The following is a 21,746-nucleotide window of genomic DNA, read 5'->3' on the forward strand; positions in this document are numbered from 1 at the left end:
GCGCCCGCGGCGGGCGTGTCGCTGCCCGCGGCGGGGCCGTCCGGGCGGCGCCCCCGGAGGGACGCCGCGCCGGCCTCAGAGACGCGCGCCGCCGCGCGCCGCGGCGGGGCCGTTCCCGGATGCTGCGTGCGCCGCGAGGTCGGCGAGGGCGACGACGCCGAGGAAGCGGTGGTCGTCGCGCGAGACCACGGGCAGGCCAGGCACCTGCTCCTCGGTCATGGTCTCGACGGCGCGGCCGGCGTCCTCGTCGGCGAAGGCGCAGGGCGGCTTGGCGCGCATCACCTCGCGCACCGGGGTGCGGGCCGGGTCGCGGCCTTCGGCGATCAGGCGCACCGCGAGGTCGTGGCCGGTGACGATCCCGAGCAGGCGTCCCTCCTCGCCGACCGGGAGGACGGCGGTGTTCTCCTCGGCCATGATGCGCGCGGCCTGCTGGACCGTCTCCTCCGGCCCCACCATGCGCATGCCGATGCGCATCACCTCGGCGACGCGCTGGCCGGACGGCGGCTGATGCTGCTGCTGCTGGCGCCAGGCGGCGCCGGCGCCCCGCGTCTCGCCGCGCGAACCGCAGGCCTCGCGGATCTGCTCCTCCATCGGGCGCAGCGTCTCCTCGGCGGAGCGGCGCGCGGCGTGCACCATGCGGGCGCTGCCCTGCATCATCGCCTCGACGTATTCGTGGACCAGGCGGCGCTGGACGTCGAAGGCCGCGGACGGGTCGGCGAGGCGCATGATCTCGCGGGCGATGCGGAGGTTGGCCTCGGCCACGCCGTCCACCAGGCTGCCGATGGCCTGCTGCGCCTCGCGCATCGCGCCGTTGGCGAGCTGCGGCAGGACCATCATGCGCCGCATCTCGCCCGTCGTCTCCTCGACGGCGCGAGCCACGCGCCGGCCGATCTCCTCGAGCTCGCTGGCGGCGTCGTCGAACAGGCGGGCGCCGCCCTCGGCGGCGCGGGCCGCGGTCTCGCGGGCGGCGAGCGCGGCCTCCTCCGCGGCCTCGCCCGCCTGCCCCGCGGCCTCGGCGAAAGTCTCGGCGCCGCGGCGCACCGCGCCGGCGCCGCCCTGCAGCGCCTGGGCGGCGCCCGATCCGCCGCGGCGCGCGGCCGCCTGGTCGGCGCCGGCCGCCTGCTGCGGCTCGCGCTCCTGCGTGGCCTCGGCCCGGGGCCGCGACGCCTGCTCCTGGCGCGACTGCGCCTTGCTGTGGTTCGTCATGGTGATGGTCCGTCCCCAGAATGGAAGGGTGCGCCGGCCGTCTGCGGCGCGCCCGCGATGCCTCCGGCGGTCCGTGCCGAGCGGCCCGGGCAGCAGAGGAACGTGGCCTTCCGGGCGCGGTTCCTTGCGCGCCCGACCGATCCTCGGGAAAGCGGCGCTGTCATCGAAACAGGTACTCTCGATGACCAAGAAGAACGCTCGGGAATATCTGAAATGTTCGCCGCGAAATTCTATGGGGCGGAAACGGGGGAGGGCGGCGCCGGTCCCGTCCCGGTCAGGCGAAGGCCAGCTCCACCATCACCGGCACGTGGTCGGAGGCCTGCGGCCAGCCCCGCGCGCGCTTCAGCACGGCGTGGCCGCGCAGCCGGCCGGCGAGGTCCTGGCTGACCCAGACATGGTCGAGCCGCCGCCCGCGGTCGGAGGCCGCCCAGTCGCGCGCGCGGTAGCTCCACCAGGTGAACAGCTTCTCCGGCGCCGGCACGAAGTGGCGCACCGCGTCGTGCCACTCGCCGGCGCGCCGCCAGCCTTCGAGCGCCTCGACCTCGACCGGCGTGTGGGAGACGACGTCGAGAAGCTGGGCGTGCGACCAGACGTCGCACTCGAGCGGGGCGATGTTGAGGTCGCCGAGCAGCACGGTGCGCCGCGCCGGGCCGCGCGCGCGGCACCACGCGGTCGCCTCGCGCAGGAAGTCGAGCTTGTGGGCGAATTTCGGGTTGGCCGCGGGGTCGGGGATGTCGCCGCCGGCGGGGACGTAGAAATTGTGCAGCTCGACCGGCCCGCCCGGCGCGTCGAGTTCGACGCCGAGGTGGCGGCAGTCGCCCCTGGCGCACCAGTCGGGGTCGTCCTCGCGCGCCCGCAAGGGCAGGCGCGAGAGGATGGCGACGCCGTTGTAGCCCTTCATCCCGCGCGCGGCGACGTGCGGGAAGCCGAGGGCGGCGAGCGCCGCGCGCGGCAGCAGCTCGTCCGGGCACTTCGTCTCCTGCAGGCAGAGCACGTCCGGCGCGAGGTCGGCGACGAGCTCCTTCAGCAGCGGCAGGCGGAGGCGGACGCTGTTGATGTTCCAGGTGGCGATGCGGAGCGGACGCCGCGCCGTCGCGCGCGCCACCGCCGGCGCGGCCGGCTTCGCCTCCTTCGCCATGGGCGCGCCGGGGCCTCAGACGATGCGGCAGCGCACCTCGCCGACGCCCTCGACGAAGCCTTCCAGCAGGTCGCCGCGCTGCACGGCGGCGACGCCCTCCGGCGTCCCCGTCATGATCAGGTCGCCGGGCGCGAGGCGCACCAGGCGCGAGAGGTTGGCGATGATCTCCGGCACGCTCCAGATCAGCTTCGACAGGTCGCTCGCCTGCCGGACCTCGCCGTTGACGCGGAGCTCGATCCGGCCCTTCGAGGGATCGAAGCCCTGCGCCGGGCGCAGCGCGCCAATCGGGGCGGAGAAGTCGAAGCCCTTGCCCATGTCCCAGGGGCGGCCGGTCTTCTTCGCCTCGTTCTGCAGGTCGCGACGGGTCATGTCGAGGCCGGCGGCGTAGCCCCAGACGTGCTTCAGCGCGTCCGCCACGGCGATGTCGGCGCCGCCCTCGCCGATGGCGACGACGAGTTCCATCTCGTGGTGCAGCTCCCGGCTCATCGGCGGGTAGGGCATGTCGGCGCCGCCCACCACCAGCGCGTCGGCGGGCTTGGTGAAGTAGAAGGGCGGCTCGCGCGTCGGGTCGGAGCCCATCTCGATCGCATGCTCGGCGTAGTTGCGGCCGACGCAGAAGATCCGCCGCACGGGGAACAGCCGGGACGAGCCCTCAACGGGCACGGCCGGGATCACCGGCGGGGCGAGGACGTAGTCGGGCATCGGAGACGTCGCCTGCGATTGGTGGGTTGGACGGAAAAGGCGGCAGGAAGGGCGCGGACCATAGCCGCACGGCGCGGGACCGCAAGGCCGGCGATCACGCCGCCGGAACGGGCGCCGGACCGGATCATTGCGCACTTGCGCTGCGCGCCGCGAACGGCCACGCTGCCGGAGGCGTCGATTCCCCCGGCCCGGGCCGGCCTGCGGCAAAAAAAGCGCCCGGACAGGGGGGTGTCCGGGCGCCGTGGTTATTGTTTTCCGATCGGAAAGGTCGGGCGAGCCGGCAGGGGACACCGGAGCTCGACCGCCGGCCATGTCTGGCCAGCCGCAACACCATAGCGCCTTATCCACAGGGACGCAAAAGGGAATTTTCCCCACTTTTGCGCGAGTTCCAGCGGTCGTCCCCGATTTCTCGGAGGCGTGAACGTTCTGGCCCCGTTGGATCGCGCCGGAACCGGGAATTTCCGGCGCGGTCCTGCCGCCGCAGGCGGCGCGCGCCCGTGCGCCGATCGCGCTATTCTGCCGCCTGGGGCAAGAGCGCGGCCTCCGCCGCCCGGATGCCGACCGGCGCGGCGCCCTGTTGGCGCCGCCCTGCCGCAGCGGCGACGGCACGGCCGAAGGCCTCGAAGATCGCCCGGCTGTTGGGATCTCGTTCCCAATCGTATTCGGGATGCCATTGTACGCCCAGCGCGAAGCCAAGCGCGCCGCCAACCCGCACCGCCTCGATGGTTCCGTCCGGCGCCCAGGCCTCGGCGACCAGACCTGGCGCCAGACGCGCGATGCCCTGGTTGTGCAGGGAATTCACGGCGATCGAGGCGCCGCACGGCCCGGCGTCCCAGCCCGCCGGCAGCAGCGAGGCGAGGAAGCCGCCGCGGTCCACCCGGACGAGATGCGCCTTGGCCGTGCGCACCGGCGCGTAGGGCTGGTCGGAGGGCGTGGAGTGGTCCATGCGCCCCGGCAGGTCCTGGATGCGCTGGTCCAGCGTGCCGCCGAGCGCGACGTTCAGCTCCTGCATGCCGCGGCAGATCGCGAGCAGCGGCAGGCCGGCGGCGACCGCGGCGCGGATCAGCGGCAGGGTGGTGGCATCGCGCGCGTGGTCTTCCGGCGTGCCCTCGGCGTGCGGCGGCCCGTCGTAGTGCCGGGGCCAGACGTTGGAGCGGCTTCCGGTCAGCAGCAGCGCGTCGAGCCGCGGCAGCAGCTCCTCGGCCAGGCACTCCCCGGCGGCGGGCAGGAGCACCGGGAGCCCGCGCACCGGGCCGAGCACGACCCGCACATAGCTGTCCGAGGCCGCGTGGTTGGGCGTGTTGAACGTGCCGAACCCTTTCACGCAGCACGAGATTCCGACCACGGGTCGCGCCATGCGCGCTACATCGCCCAGCACCGTGACGGGATCAAGGCGGACAGGCTCCCGCCCGCAACAAGTCCGTCGCGTATTGTCCGCATGACACGGTTGCGGGCGCGCGACGATCGGACGCCGGGCTCGCGCCGGTAGGCCCGACCGCGGCCCCCGCGGCGCCGGCGCGACCACGCGCCGGGGGCCCTCCGGCCGAAGGCAGCGTCGCCGATCCTCTTTCCGGCGCGTCACCCGGCGGCGGATCGTCCGAAAGGGGCACGCCCTATGCGCCCGCACGGCGAAGGGGCCGCATGGAATACCGTATCGGCGCAGGCAGTGCGCCAGCCGCCGGGGTGCCGCGCGGCGCGGCGCCGTCCCCAGCGGCATCGCGGCCGGGGCGCGGACGGCGTGCCCAGCGGCCGACCGGGGAGCCATCAACGGGGCGACGGGCCGAAATGCGACTGGAGGTGATCTCCGATCTGCAGGCGCTCTCGCGGGTCCGCCCCCGCTGGGACGCGGTCTACGACGCCGATCCCGAGGCGCATTTCTTCCTCTCCTGGCGGTGGATGGCGAAGCGGCTGGAGGGCATGGGGGCGTCGTGGTTCGTGCTGGCCGCGAAGACCGAGGCGGACCCTCCGGACTACGTCGCCTTCTTCCCGCTCCGCGCCAGGAGGGCAGCGCCGCGGAACGACGCCCCGATCGAGGTCGCGACCGCGGGGAGCCCGGCCGCGGACTACACCGGCCTCCTCTGCATGCCGCGGCATCAGGCGCAGGCGATACCGCTCTTCGCGCGGTACGTCCGGGAGTTCAGGAAGAGAATCCGGTGGACGACCTTGCGGCTGGACCAGGTCCGCATGTCGGAGGAGCGCCTCCGCCTGTTCCTCGCCTACTATCGGGGCGAGGACTACGAGCTCCTGCGCGAGAGCGGGATCAACGGGGACGGGATAGACAACGCCGTATGCCCCCGCGTCGACCTGCCCGGGTCCTGGGATGCCTACCTCTCGGAACGCGTCGGCGCGAACACGAGGCAGAAGCTCAGGCGCTTCCTCAGGCGCGTGGAGACATCCCCCGAGTTCGAGCTCGCAGAAACCACCGCGGAGACGGTCGGGGAGGACCTCCGGTCGCTGCTGCGACTCTGGGAGGGCCAGTGGGCGGACCGCAAGCGCGGCGTGCTGGACCGGATCCGGCAACAGAGCCTCGCCATGCTGACCGACTGCTTCGATGCCGGCTCCCTGTTCCTGCCCGTCCTGCGGCGGAACGGATCCGTCGTGGCGGCCCTGGCGATATTCACCGATCAGAGCAAGAAGAGCTACCTGTTCTACATGGGGGGCAGGGACGAGACGGTCGGCGGGTTGTCCCCCGGCCTCGTGCTGCACGCCTTCGCCATCCGGCACGCCATTTCCAGGGGCTTCCGCACCTACGACTTCCTCAGGGGGGACGAGCCATACAAGTTCTCCCTCGGCGGCAGGAAAGATTTCATCCAGACCATCGTCGTTCGCGCCAAGACCGACGCCGGGCGCGACGAGGCGCCGGGCCGCGCCGGGGCCTCCGCTCCGCCGCCCCCCGCCCTGCCCTCCGGCCAGACGGGCGGGCCGGCGTCGCAGGGGTAGGGGCTCGAGGGCCGCGGTGCCGGTCCCGCCCCGCTACTCGGCGTCAAGCGCGTGGGCGCGCAGGTCCTCGAGGCGCACCGCCTCGAGCGCGGCGAGGTGGGTCGCCTCCAGCAGCACCGGCGGCGCGACGCCGGCGCGGCGCGCCTCCTCCCAGCGCGCCGCGCACAGGCACCAGCGGTCGCCCGGCTTGAGCCCGGCGAAGCCGAGCTCGGGGCGGGGGGTCGAGAGGTCGTTGCCGACCGCCTTGCTGAAGGCGAGGAACTCCGCGGTCATCTCGGCGCAGACCGCGTGCAGGCCGTGGTCCTCCGGCCCGGTGTTGCAGCAGCCGTCGCGGAAGAAGCCGGTCAGCGGCGCGACGGAGCAGGGCAGCAACGGGCCGCCGAGGACGCTGCGGCCGGCGATGCGACGGGGCTGGCGCTGCTGCGGCATGGTCCGTCCCGCTTTCCCCGGCTGCCCGGCGGCTCAGGCCGCGGCGCGGATCGCGACGGCCCTGACCTCCTCCCCGACCGCGCCGGCGAACTCCTCGAAGTTCTTCTCGAAGCGCGCGACCAGCTCGCGCGCGGTGCGGTCGTAGGCGGCCCTGTCGGCCCACGCCTCGCGCGGGTTCAGCACCTCGCGCGGCACGCCGGGGACGGCGCGCGGGATCATCAGGCCGAAGAACGGGTCCCGCGCGTACTCCGCCCGCGCCAGCGAGCCGTCGAGCGCGGCGCGCAGCAGGGCGCGGGTGTGGGCGATGCTCATCCGGTGCCCGGTGCCGTAGCTGCCGCCGGTCCAGCCGGTGTTGACAAGCCAGCAGTCGGCGCCGTCGCGCCTGATGCGCTCGGCGAGCATGCGGCCGTAGACCTCCGGATGGCGCGGCAGGAAGGGCGCGCCGAAGCACGCGGAGAAGGTGGCCTGCGGCTCCCTGCCCAGCCCCTTCTCGGTGCCGGCGACGCGGGCGGTGTAGCCGGAGAGGAAGTGGTACATCGCCTGCGCCGGCGAGAGCTTCGCGATCGGCGGCAGCACGCCGAAGGCGTCCGCCGTCAGCATCACCACGTTGCGCGGCCTGCCGGCCATGCCGCCCGGCACGGCGTTCGGGATGAACTCCAGCGGGTAGCAGGAGCGCGTGTTCTCGGTCAGCGAGGCGTCGTCGAGGTCGAGGTTGCCGTCCTCGTCGGCGACGACGTTCTCGAGCACGGTGCCGAAGCGGTGCGTGGCGTCCCAGATCTGCGGCTCGGCCTCGCGCGAGAGGCGGATCACCTTGGCGTAGCAGCCGCCCTCGAAGTTGAACACGCCGGCGTCCGACCAGCCGTGCTCGTCGTCGCCGATCAGGCGCCGCTCCGGATCGGAAGATAGCGTCGTCTTGCCGGTGCCGGAGAGGCCGAAGAACAGGGCGACGTCGCCCGCCGCCCCGACGTTGGCGCTGCAGTGCATCGGCAGCACGCCGCGCTCCGGCAGGAGCCAGTTCATCACGGTGAAGACCGACTTCTTGATCTCGCCCGCGTAGCTCGTGCCGGCGATGCAGATCACGCGCTCGGCGAAGGAGAGGGCGATCACCGTCTCGCTGCGGCAGCCGTCGGTCGCCGGATCGGCGTGGAACTCGGGCGCGTGCAGGATGACGTAGTCCGGCGCGAAGCCCGCCAGTTCCTCCCGCCGCGGGCGGATGAACATGTTGCGGGCGAACAGGGCGTGCCAGGCGTTGGTGGTCACCAGCCGGACGCGGATGCGGTGGGCCGGGTCCGCGCCGGCGTAGAGGTCCTGCACGAACAGCTCCGGCTGTCCGCCGAGCCAGCGGCGGATGCGCGCCGAAAGGCCGGCGAATTTCGCCGGCGCCATGGGCTGGTTGATGCGGCCCCACCAGACGGCGTCGCGCGCCGCCGGGTCGTCCACCACGAACTTGTCCTGCACCGACCGCCCGGTGTGTACGCCGGTGACGGCGATGAAGGCGCCCTCGGCCGAGAGCCGCCCCTCCCCCCGGCGCAGCGCGTGCGCGATCAGCCCGGGTGCCGTCAGGTTGGCGTGCACCTCGGAGCCGGCGGCGATGCCGGTGCCGGCAAGGGTGGCGGTCTCGGCGGCGGTCATCCGTTTCCTCCGGGAAGGGGCGGGCGCCCCGGAGCCCGCGCCGGGGGCTCCGGTCGGCCAGCGACAGGTTGTGGGGCCTTTGGGCAGGAGTGGCGGCGAAATTAGGGCGGGCGTCGGAACCGGGTCAACCGAGCCCCCCTGCGGGGCGGTCACGATGGCGCCAATCCGCCGTCTCCGTCGTCCTCGGGCGGTACCGGCGGCATGCCGAGTCGCGCGCGCGCCGTCCGCGTCGCGGCGGCCAGCGCGGTGCGGACCCCCGCAGCGTCGGCGACCGGGGCGGGGAAGTGCAGGCGCGCCACCGAGGGCTCCTCCGCCGCCCCGGCGCGAGCCAGGTCGCAGCCGTCCACGTCCACCGCCACGAGCCGCCAGGCCCCGGCCGGCCGGCCCAGCAGCCCCCGGGCGATCGCCGAGAGCGCGTCGGCATGGTCGCGGTTCATCTGGTCGAGGATCGCGGGCTCGGCCGCGGCGACCGCGGCGACCGCGCCGGGCTCCGGCAGCAGTTGCGCGGCGCGCAGCCGCGTCGCGCGGGCGAAGCCCCCGACCAGCAGCGCCGCCACCGGCCGCACCCGCCACAGCGCGAAGTCGGCGAAGTCGGCATAGGCCGCGGCGTAGGGGTGGCGCGCCAGCCAGCGCGCCTTGAGCGGCGGCGCCTCCGGCGCCGGCACCGGCTCGGCGAGCCCGGTGACGGTGACCCGCGGCGCGGTCTGCGGGTTCGGGCCCTCCGCTGCCCCCTGGAACAGCAGGGCGCAGCGCGGCTCGGCGCGGAGCTGGCGCGTGTGCTCGGAGAGGCCCGACAGCCAGAGCAGGATCGTCAGGCCGGGCGCGGCGGCGGGGGTGACCAGGCCGGCGAAGGGCTGGCCCCGGGCCTGGGTGGCGAGCACCGCGCTCGCCGCGCCGCGGATCAGCCGCCGCGCCTCGAAGCCGGCCTCGGCGATCGCCATATCCCCTCCGTCCCCGGTTGCGCCACAATCGGGCGCCAGTATAGCCGCCGACGCGAAGCTCCGGGCCGGGGTTGCGCAGGACGGCCCCCCTGCCCGGCCTACCGGATGATCCACGATGCCGCACACCATCGCCCTGGTGGATGACGACCGCAACATCCTCACCTCGGTCTCCATGACCCTGGAGCAGGAAGGCTTCCAGGTGCGCACCTACACCGACGGCGAGAGCGCGCTGCAGGGGCTGCTGGCGCGGCCCGTGGACCTCGCCGTGCTCGACATCAAGATGCCGCGCATGGACGGGATGGAGCTGCTGCAGCGGCTGCGCCAGCGCAGCGCCGTGCCGGTGATCTTCCTCACCTCCAAGGACGAGGAGGTGGACGAGCTGATGGGGCTGCGCCTCGGCGCCGACGACTACATCACCAAGCCGTTCAGCCAGCGCCTGCTGCTCGAGCGCATCCGCGCGCTGCTGCGGCGCAACGAGGTGAGCCGGGCCGAGGGCAGCGGCGCGCCGCCCGGCGGCGTCATCACCCGCGGCGACCTAGTGCTCGACGAGAGCAAGCACACCTGCACCTGGAAGGGGCAGCCGATCCAGCTCACGGTGACCGAGTTCCTGCTGGTCAAGGCGCTGGCGCTCCGCCCCGGCATGGTGAAGAACCGCGACCAGCTGATCGACGCCGCCTACGGCGAGAACATCTACGTGGACGACCGCACGATCGACAGCCACGTCAAGCGCGTGCGCAAGAAGTTCCGCCAGGCCGATCCGGACTTCTCGCAGATCGAGACGCTCTACGGCATCGGCTACCGCTACAAGGAGGGCTGAGGGGACGGAACGCGCCGCCGTCATGCCCGAGGGCGCCGCCCCGACCGCGGCACCGCCCCCGCCCGCGCCGACGCTGCGGCGGGAGACGGCCGAGCCGCCGCGGCCGGCCGCGCGGGACGCCGAGACGGCCGCCGCGCCGCGGCCGCCGGCGCCGCCGCGCCGGCGCTCCTCGCCGCTGCTGCGCCGCATCCTGCTGCTCAACGCGCTGCCGCCGGCGCTGCTCGCGGCGTCGCTGCTCTACCTCGACCAGTACCAGAACGGCCTGCTGGCGGCGGAGGTGGAGGCGCTCCGCACCCAGGCGCGGATCTACGCCGGCGGCATCGCCGAGGCGGCGACACGGGTGCAGGACGAGCGCCCGGTCCTGGTCCCGGAGCAGGCCCGCCCGCTGCTGCGCCGCCTGACCGAGCCCTCGCCCAACACCCAGGCCAAGCTGTTCGACACCACCGGCCTGCTCGTCGCCGACAGCCGCGTGCGCGAGGGCAGCGGCGGAGCGATCGTGACCGAGCCCCTGCCGCCGCCGGAGCCGCGCGGTGCGCTCTCCGCCACCGTCGCCGGGATCTACGACTGGCTGGTCGCGGTGCTGCCGCGCACCCTGCTCGGCGGGGCGCGGCGCACCGACGTGGTGGTGGACCTCAATCCCGACGCGCCCTCCTTCGACTGGCAGCCCGAGCTCGGCCCCGACCGGCGCGAGGAGCTGCGCATGGCGCTGGAGGGCGGCGTCACGCCCTACATCCGCCGCACCGCCGAGGGGCGGCTGCTGGTCAGCGTCGCCGAGCCGGCGCGGCGCGGCAACCAGTCGGTCGGCATCGTGCTGCTGACGCGCGAGGCGCGCGAGGTGGACCGCCGGCTGTTCGAGGTCCGCGCCTCCGTGCTGCTGCTGTTCGGCACGGCCCTGGTGCTGACGGTGGCGCTCTCCTTCTACCTCGCGCGCACCATCGCGACGCCGATGCTCCAGCTCGCCCGCGCCGCGGCGCGGATGCGCGAGGGCGAGGGCCGCGGCGGCAGCGTGCCGGAGGAGCTGCAGCGGAGGGAGGACGAGATCGGCATCCTCGCCCGCGACCTGCAGAACTCCGCCCGCGCGCTCTGGGCGCGCATCGACGCCAACGAGCGCTTCGCCGCGGACGTGGCGCACGAGCTGCGCAACCCGCTCACCTCCGTGCGCAGCGCGATCGAGACGCTGCGGCGGATCGAGAACCCGGAGCAGCAGAAGCGCCTGCTCGCCATCATCGCCGAGGACGCGGTGCGGATGGACCGGCTGATCGCCGACATCAGCGATTCCTCGCGGGTGGACGCGGAGCTGTCGCGCACCGTGGCGCAGCCGGTGGACGTGGCGCCGATCCTCGCGACCCTCGCCGAGCTGCACAACGCGACGCGCGAGGCCGAGGACGACCCGAGGGTGGTGCTGGAGGCGCCGGCCGAAGGGCTGGTGGTGCGCGGCGTCGAGGGGCGGCTGGTGCAGGTGTTCCGCAACCTGCTCGGCAACGCGCTGAGCTTCTCGCCGAAGGGCGGCACCGTCCGGGTGCGGGCGCGGCCGACGGGGGCGATGGTCGAGGTGACGGTGGAGGACGAGGGGCCCGGGATCCCGGAGCAGAAGCTCGAGAGCATCTTCGAGCGCTTCTATTCCGAGCGTCCGCGCGGCGAGCGCTTCGGCCAGCACTCCGGCCTCGGCCTCTCGATCAGCCGCCAGATCGTCGAGGGGCTGCGCGGGCGGATCGCGGCGGAGAACCGGCGCGACGCGGCGGGCCAGGTGATCGGGGCGCGGTTCGTGGTGCGGCTGCCGGCGGCCTGAACGGCGGCCGGCCCGGCGCCGCGGGCCGCCTCAGGCGCTCCGCCCCGGCTCCGCGACGAGGTGGCCGCCATGAAGCGCGAGCAGCGCGCGCAGGCGCTCGGCCTCCCCCGGCGCGGCGAGCACCGTGACCGTCGCCGCGCCGCCCGGCGCCTCGGTCAGCTCCGCGCGGTGGCGGTCCAGCGGCACCTCGCGCACCAGCGCCTCGATGGCGAGCTTCGCCGTCTCGTGGTCGGGGAAGCGCGCGGCGAGGCGGGTGGCGCCGGCCACCTCCGGCTGCGCCGCCTCGTCGCGCAGGATGCGCTCCGGCGGCACCGCGCGGGTGCCCAGGACGTTGGTGGCCGACAGCGCGTCGCTCGCCGGGAAGGAGTCCTTCACGCCGGTCTCGAGGTCGCGCTCCCGTGCCCGATCGGGCTGCTCCTCCCGGCCGGCGCGCCCGGCGTTCGACGGTCGGCCGGGGGCGGCGCTGCGCTGCTTCGGCATGGTCCGGGTCCCTCTCCGCTCGGACCGGGGAAACGCGCGGCCGCGGCGGCGGTTCGCCGGACCGTTACGGCGGCGCGCGCCACTCCCGGAACAGGCCGAGCTTCTCCTGCGCGGCGCGGTCGGAGAAGCCGAACAGCACCAGCTCCGCCGCGGCCTCCGCCTCCAGCTCCAGCTCCTGCCAGGCCGGCACGACGAAGGTGTCGCGCTCGGCCAGGGCGAATTCGCGGCCCCCGATCCGCGCCCGGCCGCGCCCCTCGACGACGACGAACACCGTGCCGTCCGTCGCGCGCCGCCCGCGCGTGGCGAAGCCCGCGGGCAGCAGCCGCACATGGGCGGCGATGGTCGGCATCACGGGGCCGCCATCGGCGGGGTTCGCGAATTCCAGCGCGTGGCCGAGATGCGGATCGGGCGCCCCGTGCCGTGCGACGACGGCGAGCGAGTCGCGCCACTCGGCGTAGGGGTAGTGGAACAGCGGCAGGTCGCGCGGCCGCCGCTCCGCCGCGCTGCCGCGGAAGGGGCGCAGGTTGCGGCCGTAGCGCGCGGCGGTGTCGCCGGCGGCGACGGTCTCGGGGTGCGCGGGCGCGCCGGCGAGGCGCTCGGCGAAGCTCGCGTCGAAGAACCGCACCGTCGGGATGTCGAGCCCGTCGAGCCAGATCATCGGCCGGTCGGTGGCGTTGCCGTGGTCGTGCCACTGCCAGTTGGGCGTCAGCACCAGGTCGAAGGGGCGCATCACCGCCTTCTCGCCGTCGAGCGCGGTGTAGGCGCCGTCGCCCTCCATCACGAAGCGGAGCGCGCACTGGGTGTGGCGGTGGCAGGGCGCGACCTCGCCCGGAAGGATGAGCTGCAGCCCGGCGTAGAGGCTGGAGGTGACCGCGGAGGTTCCGGGCAGGCCGGGATTCTCCAGGATCAGCACGCGCCGCTCCGCCTGCTCGGCGCTGATCAGGGCGCCGGCGCGCAGCAGGAATTCGCGCGCCGGCGCGTAGGACCAGAGGTGCGGCTCCGCCGCCGGGCGCGGCGCCGGCAGGACGAGGTTCGCGAGCACCTCCCACAGCGGAAAGAGGTGCAGCGGGCGCATCTCGGCATAGAGGGCCTCCAGGCGGGCCCTGGTGTCGCCGCCGCCGGGGCGCGCGGCGGCCTGGGCGGGGGTGGTGCCGTCCATCTGCTCGATCCTTCCGGGGCGGGCGGAGGCCGGTCTCGCCCGGCCCGCCCCGCCCCACCCTCCCCCGGGCCGCGGGCGGAGGGCAAGGGCGGGACGGGCCGGGCGGGCCCGGATTCCGCGTCGCCCTGGCCGCACCGCCTTCACCTTCGTGCAAGCCGCACGACGCCGTTGAACCGCCGGCCCGCTTTGCGCTTCGATCGGTGAACCGAGCGAGGAGAGGCGGCCATGCGCCGACGTACCCTGCTCGCCTCGGCCGCCGGCTTCGGCGCGGCGGCCGCGGCATTCCCCGTCGTCACCGGCCTGGGTCCCGCCGGGCCCCGGGCGGCGCGGGCCGCCAGCCGGGGCGCCGCGACGCCGGGCGACGGCCACGCCCCCGTGGACGTGAACCTCGTGCTGGCGGTGGACGTCAGCCGCTCGATCGACGAGGACGAGGCGCGGCTGCAGCGCGAGGGCTACCGCAGCGCCATCGCCAGCCCGCAGGTGGTGGAGGCGATCAGGGCGGGCATGCTCGGCGCCATCGGCATCGCCTACGTCGAGTGGGGCGGCATCGAGTACCAGCGCACGGTGCTGCCCTGGTTCCGCATCGCCAGCCAGGAGCAGGCGGAGGAATGGGCGGAGATGCTCGCCCGGGCGCCGCGCGTCTCGCTCTCCTGGACCTCGATCTCCGGCGGCATCGAGCATTCCCGGCGGCTGTTCGCGGAGAGCCCGTGGGAGGCGACGCGCAGGGTGATCGACGTCTCCGGCGACGGCGTGAACAACAGCGGGCCGCCGGCGGAGGAGGCGCGCGACCGGGCGGTGGCCGAGGGCATCACCATCAACGGCCTGCCGATCCTGAACGACCGCCCGACCTTCGGCCGGCTGCCGCCGGTGCCGCTCGACGAGTACTACCGGGAGAGCGTGATCGGCGGGCCCGGCGCCTTCGTCATCCCGGCGGAGGACTTCCACTCCTTCGCGATCGCCGTGAAGCGCAAGCTGATCCGGGAGATCGCCGGGGTCGGCGCGCCGCCGGGCGGGCCCGCGAGGCCGATGTCCGGGTAGGGCCGCGGCGGAGTGTTTTGAATGCCATCGCCCCCCTCTCTAATGAATATGCTGATAATGGATTGAAACCGCCAGCGCCGTCGTGGTCGCCTGCGCAATGAGCACGCAGGAGGCCCGGCCATGGCCACAAAGGCACCAGCGGCCCGGATTCCATCGCCGGCCTTGCCGGCAACGGCACGATCCTCGGTCGCGGCGGCCCGGGCGACGACGTGCTGGTCGCCGGCGACTTCGGCCCCGCGTCGCTCCATCCCGGGGACACGCTGATCGGCGGGGCCGGCGACGACACCCTCGCCGGCGGCGCGGGCGACGACGGGCGGCGCCCCCCCGCGCGCGTCCCGCCGCGGTCACTCCGTGCGGATCGTTCCGGCCCGGATCATCCGCAGGCAGCCCTGGACCACCGGCGCGCAGGCGGCATCCCGGGCCACGCCGAGCTCGTTCGTGCCGCTGATGCTGGTGCGGGTGACCCTGCCCTCGACGAGCTGGAAGGTGGCGCGGCACATGCCGCCACCCGAGAGGCTCACACTGCCTCCCGCGACCGGCACCGGCACCGAGACGCCGCCGCCCGAGGGCGTGCGGTCGTAGGTCCAGAACTCCCCGGCCTCCGAGGTCTCGCGCTTGTCCGGAGGACCAGCGCAGAGCCGGAGGTCGTCGGCGCGCAGGCCGACCATCGCCGTGCGCGCGTCATCGGCGAGCGAGGCGTCGCGCGCCGCGCAACTGCCGAGCGCGAGGAGCAGGGCGACCGGCGCCACGACCGGGACCAGGCGGAGGAGCGGCGGCACGGCGGCCCATCTAGACCAGATCGCCGCGGGCGTGAACTCCGCCCCCCGCCCGCCCGTTCCCCGCGGCCGCCCCGCCGCCGGCGGACCGGCCGCCGGCCGCGGCGCTACCGGTCCACCTCCTCGATCGAGAGCCCGAAGGCCGCCACGCCCTCGGCGAGGAGGTCGCCGAGCATGTCCATGTTCAGCAGGTACTCCGCCGTGTCCCGCCCCTCGCCGCGCTCGCGCGCCAGGCGCAGCGCCTCCTCCCACTCGGAGGCGTCGTAGTCGCCGCGGCCCACCCAGGCGAGGGCGATCAGCGCCGCCTGCTCGTCCTCGTTGAGGTCGTTGATGAAGGCGCGCAGCGCGTCCTCGGTCACGTCCTCCGGATGCTCCCGCAGCATCGCGGCCTCGCTGTCCTCGCCCTCGGAGATCTGTTCCGCCTCGCCGGTCGCCTTCGCCTGCAGCGCACGGGCGTGGTCCACGATGGTTGCGACCGTCTCGAGGCTGATGCCGAGATCCACCTCGTCGTCGTCGTCCCGTTCGACCATGGGCGGGTCCTCCATCAGTCGCGCTCCGGGGGGCGGCGCGCCGCATCATTAGGCCACGGAGCGGCCGGCGGTTCCATGCGGGCGCGGCAGGCGGGAGCCGGGTCAGCGCCAGACGGCATCGGGGCGCGTCGCGGCGTCCGGCCCGGCGAGGGGGTTGCGCGGAGCGGTGGCCGCCGCGCCGCTCCCTTTCGCGGGCCGGCCGGCGGCGGCGGGCGGCGGCAGCGGCGGCGTCGCGGGCGCCGCGGCGCGGGTCTGGCGTGGCATCAGCCGGCGCCGGAAGCAGTCGTGGAAGCGCCCCACCAGCACCGCCGTGCCGGCGAGGGGCGCGCCGATCACCTGCCCGTCCGGCATCCGCACGGAGAGCCGCTGCCCCGCGCGCAGCGCGGCGAGGATGCGCGCCGCGCCCTCCGGGTCGCCCGCCAGGTCCACCTCGGTCCGGTCCGGCCCCGCCTGCCGGGCGCGCAGGTTGGCGCCGTAGCGCGTCGCGCCGCCCTCGATCTCCAGCCGCACCAGGCCGGTGGTGCCCGGCGGGATGCGCCAGCGCAGGTCGCGCAGCGAGAGGTGGAACTCGAAGGGCTGGTTCAGCATGGCGAGGCGCACATGCCCGCCCAGCGTACCGGCGGGGCGCTCGGTCTCGAGAATGCAGGCGGTGCGCTCGCCCGTCCGCCCGGCGCGGTAGAGCCAGGCGCCGGCGCGCTGCTCCTCGATCGAGCGGAGCTGCGCCGCGGCCGGCGGCGCGGGCAGGGCGGCGGCCGCCGCCAGGGCGAGAAGGACCGCGGCGCGGCCGGGGACGGGCGCCGCGCGGCTCATGCGTCCCAGTCGGGCGCGAAGCCCGGGTCCACCATCCGCCGGCCCTTCGGCAGGGCGGCGATCGCCGCGAGGTCGGCGGCATCGAGCCGCAGGTCGAGCGCGGCGAGGTTGGCGCGCTGGTGCGCCGCGCTCGCCGCCTTCGGGATGGCGGCGACGAGCGCCTGCCCGAGCAGCCAGCCGAGCGCGACCTGGCTCGGCGTCGCGCCGTGCCTCTGCGCGATCCGGCGCATCGCCGGGTCGCGCTCCGCGGCGCCCTGGGCGAGCGGGGCGTAGGCGGTGAGCGGGATGCCGCGCGGCCGGGCGATCTCCAGCAGCCGGTCCTGCGAGAGGTGGACGTGGTACTCGACCTGGAGGCAGGAGACCGCGTCGGGCGCGATCTCCAGCGCCCGGCGCAGCAGGCCGGGCGGGAAGTTGCAGACGCCGGTGGCGCGGGCGAGGCGGTCCTCCTTCAGCCGCCGCAGCGCGCCGAGCACCGCGGCGAGGTCCATGGCCGGGTTCGGCCAGTGGACCAGGAACAGGTCGGCATGGCCGAGGCGCAAGCGCCGCAGCGACGCCTCGCAGGAGGCGCGGACGCCATCGGGGGTGAGCCGGTCGTGCCAGACCTTGGTGGCGAGGAAGACCTCCGCCCGCGGCACGCCCGAACCGGCGATCGCGGCGCCGATCTCGGCCTCGTTGCCGTACATCGCCGCGGTGTCGAAGTGGCGGTAGCCGAGGCGCAGCGCCGACTCGACGGCGCGCCGGCATTCCGCGCCCGCCATCGGCCAGGTGCCGAGCCCGAGCCGCGGCATGCGGACGCCCGCCGCGTGCGGGAGGGCGATCGCCGGAATGCCGGGCGAGGGGGGTGCGGCCATGCGCCGCAGCATACCGCCGGCGGCGCCATCAGGCACGCGCCGGCCGCGGGTCGTGCCGGCCCGCGGGCTACCGCTTCGAGAGGTCCACCAGCCCCGCGAACCCCGTCTCGGTGCCGAAGGCGAGCGCGGTGCCCGCCGCGTTCCAGGCGAGCGCCGAGACCGGCCCGCGCCCCGGCGCCGCCACCGGCACGACGCGCCCCGAGGCTACTTCCGCGATCACCACCAGCCCGTCGGCGAAGCCGGCCGCCACCACCTCCTGCTGCGGGTGGCAGGCGACCGCGGTGCAGGGCACGCCGTCGCCGCCGGCGAGCTCGGTCGGGGCCTTGCCCATCGGCCCGCCGCCGAAGAACGGCCAGAGCACGACGCTCTCCGCCCCGCTCGTCGCCAGCCAGCGGCCCCTGGCGGTGAAGCAGAGCGAGCGGGTCTTCGACGGGTAGCCGGACATGCGCATGTGCTGGCCGTCCGCGAGGCGCCAGCCGTGCAGCGCGTTCTCCTGCATTGCGGTCACGACGTGCGCCCCGTCCGGCGAGATCGCGATGGCGCCGTGGCTGCCCTTCCACTCCAGCACGCGCGGCTTGTCCTCCCTCGCCGCGACGAACCAGAGCGAGCAGCCGTTGTAGTGGCTGGCCGCCACGCGCTTGCCCCTGGCGTCGAAGGCGACCCCGCCGACGCTCGAGGGGTGGGCGAGCGACTTCAGCGGCCTGCCCGCGCCGTCGAGCAGGTGCACGGCCTTGCCGACCGCCGCCGCGCGCACGCCGGATTCGTGCGCCGCGACGTGCTCCACCCATTTCCTGCCGTAGCGCGCGAGCTCCTCCGCCGCGCCGTCCGGCGCGACGCGCACCAGCCTTCCGTCGTCGCCGCCCGAGAGCGCGCCGTCCTTCGCGTCGGCGCAGAGGGCGAGGCAGGCGCCCTCCGGATGCGCGGCGACGGTCCGCCACTCCTCCGCCGGCTGGCCGGGGGCGGCGAGGCGCACCGTGCCGTCGCCGAGGCCGAAGGCGCAGACGCGCCCCTCGCGCCCGAAGGCGACGCCGACCACCCAGGCGCCGAGCTCGGCGGAGCGGCCGCGGCTCCGGAGCAGGGCGTCGGCCGCGCCGACGCCCTCCATGCCCGCCGCGCCGCTCACGCCCGGTCCGGGCCCCGGCGGGCGACCTCGTTCCCGGCCGCCTGCGGGTCGTCCACCTGGCAGGCCTCGAAGCCGCGGCGGAGCACCGGGCGGTTGAGGTCGCGGCCGATGAAGACGATGCGGCTGCGGCGCGGCTCGCCCTCCCGCCAGGGGCCGACGAAGTCGCCGTCGGCCAGCATGTGCACCGCCTGGAAGGCGAAGCGCCGGTCCTCGCCCTGGTAGTGCAGGATGCCCTTGGTGCGCAGCAGGTCCTGGCCCCTGGTGGCGAGGAGCTGGGTGATCCAGGCGTTGAACCGCTCCGGGTCTATCGGCCGCTCGACCTCGAAGCTGAGGGAGACGACGTCGGAGTCGTGCTCGTGCTCGTTCTCGCCCGCGAGGAACTCCGGCTCGCGCTCGAGGATGCGCTCGAGGCTGAAGGCGTCGCGGCCGATCACGCTCTCGATCGGGACGTCGGCCCTGGTGGCGCGACGGATCTCGGCCCAGGGGTTGATGGCGCGGATGCGGCGCTCGACCTCGGCCGCCTCCTCGGGCGTGACGAGGTCCATCTTGTTGAGCACGACGATGTCGGCGAAGGCGATCTGCTCCTCCGCCTCGGGGCTGTCGGCGAGGCGCGCCGGCAGGTGCTTGGCGTCCACCACGGTGACGATGGCGTCGAGCTTGGTCGCGCGCCGCACGTCCTCGTCGGCGAAGAAGGTCTGCGCCACGGGGGCGGGGTCGGCGAGGCCGGTGGTTTCGACGATGATGCCGTCGAAGCGGCCGCGGCGCTTCATCAGCCCGCCGATGATGCGGATCAGGTCGCCGCGCACGGTGCAGCAGATGCAGCCGTTGTTCATCTCGAACACTTCCTCGTCGGCGTCCACGACGAGGTCGTTGTCCACGCCGAGCTCCCCGAACTCGTTGATCACCACGGCGAACTTCCGGCCGTGGTTCTCGGTGAGGATGCGGTTGAGCAGCGTGGTCTTGCCGGCGCCGAGATAGCCGGTGAGGACGGTGACGGGGATCTGCGCACGCGGGTCCGCGGCGTTGCGGGTCTCGCTCACGGGGAGTCGTCCTTCGGATCGTGGGGTGTGTCTCTGCCGGCTCCTGATATGGGGCCTCGGGCGCCGCTTCGCGCCTCCCGGTCGCGGCGGAGCGCGCCGCGCAGCGCGACCAGGCTGGACAGCAGGGGCGGCAGCAGGGCGTTGCGCCGCTCCGGCGCCATGGCGAGGGCCCGCGCCGCGGCCGGGGCGGCCAGGGCGCCGACCGGGGCGAGCGCGGCGGCGATCTCCTCCGCCGCCTCCCGCACCGCGGCGGCGGTCCAGGCGCTGCCGCCGGCGCGCAGCGCCAGCGCCCGCTCCCCCGCGGCGCGCATCGCCGCGTCGTCGGAGGCCTCCAGCGCCTCCGGCGCGAGTCGGGCGGCGAGGGCATCGCGCAGGTCGGCGTTCAGCGGGCCGGGGCCCCAGCGCGCGCGCACGGCGCGGCGCAGGGCCTCGAGCAGGTCCTCGGCCGGGGGCACGAGCTCGGCCAGCGCGTGGTCGAAGCCGGCGGCGGCGATGTCGCGGCGCTGCCGCTCGCTCGTCGTCGGCGCCAGGCCGAGCAGCGCGATCCGCCCCATCGGCGGCGGCATCGCGCGCAGGGCCCGCGCGAGCGCGAGCACCGGCGCCGCGGGCGGGCGGAAGGCGGCGACCAGGGCGTCGTAGGGCGCGAGGTGCAGCCGGTCGAGCGCCGCCGCCGGCGAGGCCAGCGCGTCGGTCCGGTGCCCGGCGCCGCGCAGCATCAGGGCCAGCCGCTCCCGGACGTCGGGCCGCTCCGCCAGCACGAGCACGGCGAGCGGCCCCTCGGGGCCGTCGGGCGGCCCCGCGTGCAGCAGCACCGCCGCGGAGGCGATCCGGGGGAGCGGGCGTGCCGCCATGGGGTGCGCCGGCCGGCCTGCGCCTCGTCCCCGCCCCTCAGGCGGCTTCCGCCCGGATCGCCTCGCCGAGCGTGCCGACGATCCGGTCCACCTGGTGGCGCTCGACGATCAGCGGCGGCGAGAGGGCGACGATGTCGCCGGTGACGCGCACCAGCACGCCCGCGTCGAAGCAGCGGCGGAACACCTCCGTCGCGCGCGCGCCGGGCCTGCCGGGCCGCGGCGCCAGCTCGATGCCGCCGATCAGGCCGAAGTCGCGGATGTCCACCACGTTCGGCAGGCCCTTCAGGCTGTGCACCGCCTCCTGCCAGTAGGGCTCCATGGCGCGGGCGCGGCCGGGCAGGTCCTCGCGCCGGTGCAGCTCGAGCGTGGCGATCGCCGCCGCCGCGGCCAGCGGGTGGCCGGAATAGGTGTAGCCGTGGAACAGCTCGATCCCGCCCGGGGCGCCGTTCACCACCGCGTCGTAGATCGCGCCCTTCACGGCGACCGCGCCCATCGGCACCGCGGCGTTGGTCAGGCCCTTCGCCATGGTGAGGATGTCGGGCGTCACGCCCAGCCGCTCGGCGCCGAAATTGGCGCCGAGGCGGCCGAAGCCGGTGATCACCTCGTCGAAGATCAGGAGGATGCCGTGCCGGTCGCAGATCGCGCGCAGGCGCTCGAGGTAGCCGCGCGGCGGCACCAGCACCCCCGTGGAGCCCGCCACCGGCTCCACCATCACCGCCGCGATCGTCTCCGCCCCGTGCAGGGCGACCAGCGCCTCCAGCGCGTCGGCGAGCTCCGCCCCGTGCTCCGGCTGGCCGCGCGAGAAGGCGTTCCTCTGCGGCAGGTGGGTGTGCGGCAGGTGGTCCACATAGGGCAGCAGGGCGCCGAACTGCTTGCGGTTCGGCCCGATGCCGCCGACCGACATGCCGCCGAAGCCGACGCCGTGGTAGCCGCGTTCGCGCCCGATCAGCCGCACGCGCGAGCCCTCGCCGCGCGCCTTGTGGTAGGCGAGCGCGATCTTGAGCGCGGTGTCGGCGCTCTCGCTGCCCGAGTTGGTGAAGAAGACGCGATCGAGCCCCGGCGGCGTGATCTCCGCGACGCGCGCCGCGGCCTCGAAGGCGACGGGGTGGCCGAGCTGGAAGGTCGGCGCGAAGTCCATCACCGCCGCCTGGCGCTGGATCGCCTCGGTGATCTCGCGCCGGCCGTGGCCGGCGTTGCAGCACCAGAGCCCGGCGGTGCCGTCGAGGATCTCGCGCCCGTCCGGCGTGTAGTAGGACATGCCCTCGGCGCGGGCGAGCAGGCGCGGATGGGCCTTGAAGTAGCGGTTGTCGGAGAAGGGCATCCAGAACGCGTCGAGGTTGTTCGGACGCGGGATGGCGGCGGTGATCTCGTTCATGCGGGCGGCCCTCCGGCGGTCGGGGCAAGGAAGCGCAGCGCGGGCCCGGCGGCAAGCGCCCGCGCGCGCCTGCCGGGCCGGCAGGCCTCGCGGCGCGCGCGATGCTGCGGCGCACCGCA

21 protein-coding genes are annotated in these 21,746 nt (G+C 75.2%); 4 read left to right on the forward strand and 17 right to left on the reverse strand.

Translation table 11 applies throughout. From position 1 onward, the window contains the following. Window positions 1–75: 75 nt before the first annotated feature. From IEX99_RS00695 to IEX99_RS00710, 4 genes are all read right to left on the reverse strand, one after another. Window positions 76–1,206 carry a CBS domain-containing protein gene (locus IEX99_RS00695; protein WP_188897417.1) on the reverse strand — a complete coding sequence of 377 codons (1,131 nt, stop codon included), beginning with the start codon at window positions 1,204–1,206 and terminating at the stop codon, window positions 76–78. Window positions 1,207–1,480: 274 nt separating this feature from the next. Beyond that, complete coding sequence (locus tag IEX99_RS00700) at window positions 1,481–2,344, reverse strand: exodeoxyribonuclease III (RefSeq protein WP_188897419.1); 864 nt, start codon at window positions 2,342–2,344, stop codon at window positions 1,481–1,483. 15 nt (window positions 2,345–2,359) lie between these two features. Beyond that, window positions 2,360–3,046 carry a fumarylacetoacetate hydrolase family protein gene (locus tag IEX99_RS00705; RefSeq protein ID WP_188897421.1) on the reverse strand — a complete coding sequence of 229 codons (687 nt, stop codon included), beginning with the start codon at window positions 3,044–3,046 and terminating at the stop codon, window positions 2,360–2,362. A 511-nt stretch (window positions 3,047–3,557) separates the two neighbouring features. Then, the gene (locus tag IEX99_RS00710) at window positions 3,558–4,403 is read right to left on the reverse strand and encodes a gamma-glutamyl-gamma-aminobutyrate hydrolase family protein (protein ID WP_188897423.1); all 846 of its coding nucleotides are present in this window, start codon (window positions 4,401–4,403) and stop codon (window positions 3,558–3,560) included. 428 nt (window positions 4,404–4,831) lie between these two features. On the opposite strand from IEX99_RS00710, the gene IEX99_RS00715 reads away from it, so the two are divergent. Then, complete coding sequence (locus IEX99_RS00715) at window positions 4,832–5,986, forward strand: GNAT family N-acetyltransferase (RefSeq protein ID WP_229677721.1); 1,155 nt, start codon at window positions 4,832–4,834, stop codon at window positions 5,984–5,986. Between the two features lie 33 nt (window positions 5,987–6,019). On the opposite strand, the gene IEX99_RS00720 is transcribed toward IEX99_RS00715, so the two are convergent. The 3 genes from IEX99_RS00720 to IEX99_RS00730 all read right to left on the reverse strand — a co-directional run bounded on the left by IEX99_RS00720 (window position 6,020) and on the right by IEX99_RS00730 (window position 8,988). Continuing rightward, window positions 6,020–6,415 (reverse strand): DUF2237 family protein, encoded by a 396-nt coding sequence (locus IEX99_RS00720; RefSeq protein WP_188897427.1) that lies wholly within the window; start codon window positions 6,413–6,415, stop codon window positions 6,020–6,022. A 33-nt stretch (window positions 6,416–6,448) separates the two neighbouring features. Further along, the gene (locus tag IEX99_RS00725) at window positions 6,449–8,047 is read right to left on the reverse strand and encodes a phosphoenolpyruvate carboxykinase (RefSeq protein ID WP_188897429.1); all 1,599 of its coding nucleotides are present in this window, start codon (window positions 8,045–8,047) and stop codon (window positions 6,449–6,451) included. A gap of 149 nt (window positions 8,048–8,196) precedes the next feature. Next, entirely contained in the window at window positions 8,197–8,988 is a 792-nt protein-coding gene (locus IEX99_RS00730; protein WP_188897431.1) for a HugZ family pyridoxamine 5'-phosphate oxidase, read from the reverse strand. A gap of 115 nt (window positions 8,989–9,103) precedes the next feature. Here IEX99_RS00730 and IEX99_RS00735 point away from each other — a divergent pair, with 115 nt between their 5' ends. Beyond that, window positions 9,104–9,805 carry a response regulator transcription factor gene (locus IEX99_RS00735; RefSeq protein WP_188897433.1) on the forward strand — a complete coding sequence of 234 codons (702 nt, stop codon included), beginning with the start codon at window positions 9,104–9,106 and terminating at the stop codon, window positions 9,803–9,805. A 22-nt stretch (window positions 9,806–9,827) separates the two neighbouring features. Further along, window positions 9,828–11,594, forward strand: coding sequence for a sensor histidine kinase (locus tag IEX99_RS00740; protein WP_188897435.1), 1,767 nt, complete (start codon window positions 9,828–9,830; stop codon window positions 11,592–11,594). A 30-nt stretch (window positions 11,595–11,624) separates the two neighbouring features. Here IEX99_RS00740 and IEX99_RS00745 read toward each other — a convergent pair whose 3' ends face one another. Both IEX99_RS00745 and gtdA read right to left on the reverse strand, forming a co-directional pair. Continuing rightward, window positions 11,625–12,074, reverse strand: coding sequence for a hypothetical protein (locus IEX99_RS00745; RefSeq protein ID WP_188897437.1), 450 nt, complete (start codon window positions 12,072–12,074; stop codon window positions 11,625–11,627). Window positions 12,075–12,138: 64 nt separating this feature from the next. Beyond that, a complete protein-coding gene (gene gtdA, locus IEX99_RS00750; protein ID WP_188897439.1) occupies window positions 12,139–13,233 on the reverse strand; it encodes a gentisate 1,2-dioxygenase in 1,095 nt (364 codons plus the stop codon). A gap of 225 nt (window positions 13,234–13,458) precedes the next feature. Between gtdA and IEX99_RS00755 the strand changes: the two genes are divergently transcribed. Further along, window positions 13,459–14,271 carry a DUF1194 domain-containing protein gene (locus IEX99_RS00755; RefSeq protein WP_188897441.1) on the forward strand — a complete coding sequence of 271 codons (813 nt, stop codon included), beginning with the start codon at window positions 13,459–13,461 and terminating at the stop codon, window positions 14,269–14,271. Between the two features lie 344 nt (window positions 14,272–14,615). Here IEX99_RS00755 and IEX99_RS00765 read toward each other — a convergent pair whose 3' ends face one another. The 8 genes from IEX99_RS00765 to IEX99_RS00800 all read right to left on the reverse strand — a co-directional run bounded on the left by IEX99_RS00765 (window position 14,616) and on the right by IEX99_RS00800 (window position 21,627). Continuing rightward, entirely contained in the window at window positions 14,616–15,050 is a 435-nt protein-coding gene (locus IEX99_RS00765; protein WP_188897443.1) for a hypothetical protein, read from the reverse strand. A gap of 104 nt (window positions 15,051–15,154) precedes the next feature. Further along, on the reverse strand, window positions 15,155–15,577 hold the full coding sequence (locus IEX99_RS00770; protein WP_188897445.1) for a DUF3775 domain-containing protein: 423 nt from the start codon (window positions 15,575–15,577) through the stop codon (window positions 15,155–15,157). A gap of 102 nt (window positions 15,578–15,679) precedes the next feature. After that, complete coding sequence (locus IEX99_RS00775; protein ID WP_188897447.1) at window positions 15,680–16,387, reverse strand: hypothetical protein; 708 nt, start codon at window positions 16,385–16,387, stop codon at window positions 15,680–15,682. Continuing rightward, a complete protein-coding gene (locus IEX99_RS00780) occupies window positions 16,384–17,238 on the reverse strand; it encodes an aldo/keto reductase (protein ID WP_188897449.1) in 855 nt (284 codons plus the stop codon). The genes IEX99_RS00775 and IEX99_RS00780 overlap by 4 nt, the downstream gene beginning before the upstream one ends. A gap of 67 nt (window positions 17,239–17,305) precedes the next feature. Continuing rightward, a complete protein-coding gene (locus IEX99_RS00785) occupies window positions 17,306–18,343 on the reverse strand; it encodes a WD40 repeat domain-containing protein (RefSeq protein ID WP_188898230.1) in 1,038 nt (345 codons plus the stop codon). Between the two features lie 14 nt (window positions 18,344–18,357). Further along, window positions 18,358–19,401, reverse strand: coding sequence for a CobW family GTP-binding protein (locus IEX99_RS00790; protein ID WP_188897451.1), 1,044 nt, complete (start codon window positions 19,399–19,401; stop codon window positions 18,358–18,360). Continuing rightward, window positions 19,398–20,252 (reverse strand): response regulator, encoded by an 855-nt coding sequence (locus IEX99_RS00795; protein WP_188897452.1) that lies wholly within the window; start codon window positions 20,250–20,252, stop codon window positions 19,398–19,400. The genes IEX99_RS00790 and IEX99_RS00795 overlap by 4 nt, the downstream gene beginning before the upstream one ends. 37 nt (window positions 20,253–20,289) lie before the next feature. Next, on the reverse strand, window positions 20,290–21,627 hold the full coding sequence (locus tag IEX99_RS00800; RefSeq protein WP_188897454.1) for an aspartate aminotransferase family protein: 1,338 nt from the start codon (window positions 21,625–21,627) through the stop codon (window positions 20,290–20,292). Between the last annotated feature and the right edge of the window lie 119 nt (window positions 21,628–21,746).

This window comes from Caldovatus sediminis, assembly GCF_014644455.1.
Classification (GTDB): domain Bacteria; phylum Pseudomonadota; class Alphaproteobacteria; order Acetobacterales; family Acetobacteraceae; genus Caldovatus; species Caldovatus sediminis.